At 69.8% G+C, this 4,018-nt stretch carries 4 protein-coding genes; all 4 read right to left on the bottom strand.

The features are described 5' to 3' along the window. The coding region (locus FAZ21_RS19850) for a hypothetical protein (protein ID WP_136775161.1) at window positions 1-240 on the bottom strand (240 nt) is incomplete at its 3' end. Beyond that, entirely contained in the window at window positions 240-1,502 is a 1,263-nt protein-coding gene (locus FAZ21_RS19845; protein ID WP_136775160.1) for a TadA family conjugal transfer-associated ATPase, read from the bottom strand. The genes FAZ21_RS19850 and FAZ21_RS19845, both read right to left, overlap by 1 nt. Next, entirely contained in the window at window positions 1,502-2,725 is a 1,224-nt protein-coding gene (locus FAZ21_RS19840) for a CpaE/TadZ family protein (RefSeq protein WP_169307514.1), read from the bottom strand. Before FAZ21_RS19840 ends, FAZ21_RS19845 begins: the two co-directional genes overlap by 1 nt. After that, window positions 2,722-4,018: type II and III secretion system protein family protein (locus FAZ21_RS19835; RefSeq protein WP_136775158.1), on the bottom strand; the 1,297-nt coding region annotated here is incomplete at its 5' end. The genes FAZ21_RS19840 and FAZ21_RS19835, both read right to left, overlap by 4 nt.

Below are 4,018 nucleotides of genomic sequence, written 5' to 3'. Positions count from 1 at the left end.
GGCAAGCACGCCCAACAGCAGCGGCAACAGCCCGGCATGGCGCCAGCGCGGGCCCAGTTCGGCCAGGGGGCCGCTCAGCCTGATCAGCCATTGCGGCAGCACGGCGGCCGGGCTTGGGGGCGTGTGCAGGCCGCGATCCAGTGCGCGCGCCAGTGCGGCGTCGCGTTGCCGCGCGCGCAGCGCGAGCACGCCACCGGCCACCAGCAATGCCAGCCCGAGCAGTAGCAGCGGCAGGTTCATCAGGGTTCCTCCCGCCAGTCGGCCAGCTTGGGGTTGAGCGAACGCGCGCCGCCCGCCCGCCAGCTTTCGGCGCCGTCGCGCTCGACGAAGCGGAAGACGTCCTGCATCGCGATCACGTCATCGTGCATGCCGGTGACCTCGGTGACGCCGAGCACGCGGCGGCGGCCGTCGGCCAGCCGGCCGACTTCGACGATCAGGTCGATGGCGCTGGCGATCTGGCGGCGCAGGCTGAGGTCGCTGCCGGCAAAGCCGCCGAAGCCCGCCAGCATCTCCAGACGATAGACCGCGTCGCGCGGCGAGCTGGCGTGCAGCGTGCCCATCGATCCGTCGTGGCCGGTGCTCATCGCCTGCAACATCTCCAGCACTTCGGCGCCCCGCACTTCGCCGACCAGGATGCGATCCGGCCGCATGCGCAGGCTGTTGCGGATCAGGTCGCGCTGGGTGACGAGCCCGGCGCCGTCGTAGCCCCCGGGCCGGCTTTCCAGCCGCACCACGTGGGGGTGTTGCAGGTCCAGCTCTGCCGTATCCTCGATGGTGACGATGCGCTCGGCGGGCGGGATATAGTTGCTCAATACGTTGAGCAGCGAGGTCTTGCCACTGCTGGTGCCGCCGATCACCAGCACGTTGCAGCGCCCCCGCACCGCGTGCGCCAGCAGCGACAGCACGATGGGCGACAGCGTGCCCAGCGCCAGCATGCGTTCGCCCTGGTAGAACTGGCGATGGAACTTGCGGATCGACACCGACACCCCATCCACCGCCAGCGGCGGGATCACCGCGTTCAGCCGGCCACCATCCGGCAGGCGCGCATCGACCATGGGGCTGGATTCGTCCAGCCGCCGTCCCAGCGGCGCCAGCAGCCGGCGCAAAAAGTTGAGCAGGTGGCCGTTGTCGCGAAACCGGATCGCCGTGCGTTCCAGCACGCCCTGGCGCGAGACGAACACGCCGCGCGGGCCATTGATCAGGATGTCCTCCACCGCCGGGTCGGCCAGCAGGTCTTCGATGGGGCCGTAGCCAACCAGCTCCTTGGTCAGCGCATCGACCATCAGCGCCACTTCCAGCTCGTTCACCGGGATGCGGCGGTTCTGCACGTAGGTGACCACTTCCTGGCGGATCAGGCTGGCCATGCGCGCGCGCGGCAGGTTGTCGGAAAACACCCCCTGCTCGGTGAAGCGATCGATCAGCCAGGCCTGCACGCCGCTCTGGACACGCTCCAGCTCGGTATCCGCTTCGGGGCGGGGCGGGATGGGGCGGGTGGCGCTCATCAGGCGGCCTCGTTACGGAACAGCCGGCTCAGCCGCGCGCCCAGCGATTCGTCGTTGGCGGCGCGCCCGCCGCCGTGCAGGCTGAGATCCTGCACCGCTTTGTCCAGCAGGCCGTTCAGCGCGCGGGCGAAGCGGCTGTTGCCGGGCACCGGGCGGCCGAAGCTTTGCGCATCGCACAGCGTCACCGGGTCGGCGGGCAGGATGCCGGCCAGCGGCAGGCCGATGCGGTGCGCCAGGTGGTTGGGTGTGACGGCACGGTCGCTTTCGAAGCGGTTCACCACCAGCCGCCAGCCGGCGGTGGACAGACCCAGTTCCTCGTAGCCGGCCAGCATCTGCAAAGTGGAGCGCAGCGCACCGATGCCCTGGTCGCACACCAGCAGCACACGGTCGGCGGTGCGGACCAGGTGCTGCGTGAACGCCAGGTCTTCGCTGCCGCCCAGATCGAGCACCACGGCGGCGAAGTGGGCGCGCAGCACGCGCATCAGGCGCAGCGTGTCGGCGGTGCCGATCTCGTGGCGATCCGAGGCGTATTGCGGCAGCGGCAGCACCGCCAGCCCGCTTTCGTGCCGGGCGAACGACGATTCCAGCATCATCTTGTCGAAGCGTTGCAGGTTCTGCACCGCGGCCAGCACATCCAGCTCCGGCTCCAGCCCCAGGTAGAGGCAGGCATCCTGCGCCGGGTGGCCGAAGTCCATCAGCAGCACGTCGTCGTCCGGCAGGCGCTGGCGCAGCAGTTGCGCGAAAGTGCCGGCCACGCTGGTGGCGCCGACGCCAGGGCGCCCGCCCAGCACGGCGATCACCGGGCCACCGGCGAAGCGCGGCTTCACGTCGTGGCGGAACAGCGCCTCGCGCACGATGTCGGACGCCAGCGTGAGGTTGGCGGTGTCGATGAATTCCTCCACCCCGGCGCGCATCGCCATCCGCAGATTGGCCTCGTTGGCGCGGCCGATGCCGAGGATCGCCATCTCGGGATAAAGCTCGCGCAACTGGCGCGCGGCGTCGTGCGCACGCGCGCCACGGCCGTCGCCGAATTCGACGATCACGCCATTGGGGGCGAGGATGCCCACCTCCTGCATCAGTTCGTCCACCGGCCCGCCGCGCGAGACCACCACGCCCAGGATGGCCAGCGAGCGATCGAGCTGGCGCGCCAGGATGTCGTCGTCGGAGTACAGCAGGAAGGTATGGGTGACCACGCTGCCGTTGGGAGTGAGTTGTTCGTTCATTGCGAAAGCCCCGTCAGGTTGTCGCCGTGCTCGCCGCCCAGCAGCCATTGCGACCAGATCGAGCGCTGTTGCGTCATCGATTCGCCCGGCAGCGGCGGGCGCGCGGCGTCGCGCGCCAGCGGCGACACCAGGTGCGGCGTCACCACGATCATCAGTTCGCGGTCTTCGCGCTGGCTTTCCACCCGCTTGAAGAACGCCCCCAGGATGGGCACCGAGCCGATGCCGGGCACCTTGTCCACGTTGTTGCGCAGGTTGCGCGACACCAGCCCGCCGATGACGAAGCTTTCGCCATCGCCCAGTTCCACCGTGGTGTCGGCACGGCGGGTGGTGACGCTGGGCACCACGGTGCCGTTCAGTTGCACGCCGCGCGTGTAGTCCAGCTCGCTGGCCTCTGGCGCCACCTTCAGCGCGATGCGCCGGGCGTCGATCACCGTGGGCGAGATCGCCAGCCCGATGCCGAATTTCTTCCACTCGATGGTGACGTTGCCGAACGATTGCGGCACCGGCACCGGCAACTCGCCCCCGGCGAGGAAGGTGGCGGTCTGGCCGGACAGCGCCACCAGGCTGGGCTCGGCCAGCACCTGGATCTGGCCGTTGCTTTCCAGCAGGCTGAGCACGGTGCCGATGGAGTAGCTGGCGCGGTTGTACAGCGCCAGCAGGTTGAACGCCTGCGCGAACGGCGAGCTGCCTTCGCTGGTCAGCGTGTCGCCCAGGTTGAATTTGCTGAGCGAGCCGGGGGTGAACGAGGCGAAGGAAAACCCGGAGTTGAGGTTGCGGAAGAACAGGTTCAGCCCGGCCTGCTTCATTTCGCTACGCGAATACTCGACCACCTTGATGTCCACCTGCACCGCGCCACCGCTGGCCAGCAGGGTGCGGTCGTCCACGCCCGCCCCCAGCGCCGTCAGCGTGGCGGCATGGCGCGCGGCATCGGCCACCTCGCCATCCAGCGTGCGCTGCGCGCCATCGGCGCCGAGGCGGGCGCCGCTGGACAGCACCCGGGGCGCTTCGGCATCCACCCGGATTTTCAGCCGTTGCGGCGTGTCGCGCTTGCCGTACCACAGCAGCAGTTGCGTATCGCCGGGCGCGCGGCCTTCCACCAGTACCGTGTCGCCGCCACGGGTGAGCTGCACGTCGGCCACCTTGGGGTCGGCCACCGCCACCCGGCTCAGCCCCGGCGCGGGAACGGTTTCGAGTTCGCCCACCGCCAGCCGCAAGCCATCGGCGGGGCGTTCCGCCGCGCCGCCGTAACTGGCGAACACCAGCACACAGGCGGCCAGCACGGCGGCGAAGGCG

The organism is Chitiniphilus eburneus (assembly GCF_005048205.1).
GTDB lineage: Bacteria > Pseudomonadota > Gammaproteobacteria > Burkholderiales > Chitinibacteraceae > Chitiniphilus > Chitiniphilus eburneus.
Note: the sequence above shows the minus strand (reverse complement) of the source record. Positions and strands in the feature narration are given on the sequence as shown.

Coding starts and splice junctions, on each gene's coding strand:
- FAZ21_RS19840 (WP_169307514.1), bottom strand. CDS start 2,725: ATGAACGAACAACTCACTCCCAACGGCAGCGTGGTCACCCATACCTTC.
- FAZ21_RS19845 (WP_136775160.1), bottom strand. CDS start 1,502: ATGAGCGCCACCCGCCCCATCCCGCCCCGCCCCGAAGCGGATACCGAG.